The following is an 881-nucleotide window of genomic DNA, read 5'->3' as shown; positions in this document are numbered from 1 at the left end:
TGAGCTACAGGAAGAGTCAGAAAAACACTGGGATTTTCTGGCTTCTTAGTGGTACAAACTTTTAACTCACAAGTCTAATATAATCGAAATACTATATAACATCAATTTCTATAAGTAAAATTTATCACCTTAAGTTATTCAAGTTTCTTCTCGTACTCTTCTATTTCTGACGAACTCAGTTTTTCCCAATCACCACTTGGCTCAAAAAAGCCCTCCAAACCATTTATTTCAAATTCCGCAATCGTTAAATAACACGACAATTTTTCATCCATATAAGCTGTGATAAAATAGGTATTTCCTTTGTTATCCACAATATATATTACAGATTCTGTCCCCAAACTTCCTCTATACTCAATATAGACCCTATATATATAATCAATGGTAGAATCTTCAGCAGGTTTTTCAGAATAATAAATATTTCTAACATCTGGAAACCCGTTTTCTTCATCGGCTAATTCTTTACATGCTGCAAGAATATAAGAATTACCTGTGTTCACATCTTGGACAAACATAATCCCAAATGCCAACACAACAACAGCAGTAATCGAACTGACAATCAAACCAATTTTTTTCTTGGCTTTCCTTTTCTTTTGTTCGATTCTTACTGGATCAAAACCACAATTTAAACAAATACCAGTTGTCGAATCCATTTCTTGACCACATTCTTTACATATATTGCTTTTCTTTTTATCATGGCTTACGGGATTAACCTCTTTGCCGCATTTCGGACAACGTGTTGCTTTATCACTAACATCATTACCGCATTCTACACACTTTATCAGAGCCATATCTATCCCCTTTCATTTTAATTAGTGTCTGCTGATTAACCTACACAAGCAGGTAACCAGCCCTCCCTATAGTTTAAAATGTCCAGCAGATAA

Annotated in this window: 1 protein-coding gene; it reads right to left on the bottom strand. The window is 34.3% G+C overall.

Annotated elements, in window-relative coordinates; translation table 11 throughout:
• Positions 1-134: 134 nt before the first annotated feature.
• The gene (locus D7Y06_RS25365) at positions 135-788 is read right to left on the bottom strand and encodes a zinc ribbon domain-containing protein (RefSeq protein WP_120410225.1); all 654 of its coding nucleotides are present in this window, start codon (positions 786-788) and stop codon (positions 135-137) included.
• Positions 789-881 lie beyond the last annotated feature (93 nt).

It is taken from the genome of Roseburia sp. 1XD42-69, assembly GCF_003612565.1.
Taxonomy (GTDB): Bacteria; Bacillota; Clostridia; order Lachnospirales; family Lachnospiraceae; genus Roseburia_B.
The sequence above is the reverse complement of the archived record's forward strand: the minus strand, read 5'-3'. Positions and strand labels throughout refer to the sequence as shown.

What these genes read in the sequence shown, in the direction of transcription:
- D7Y06_RS25365 (WP_120410225.1), bottom strand. Translation starts at nt 788, where the DNA reads ATGGCTCTGATAAAGTGTGTAGAATGCGGTAATGATGTTAGTGATAAA.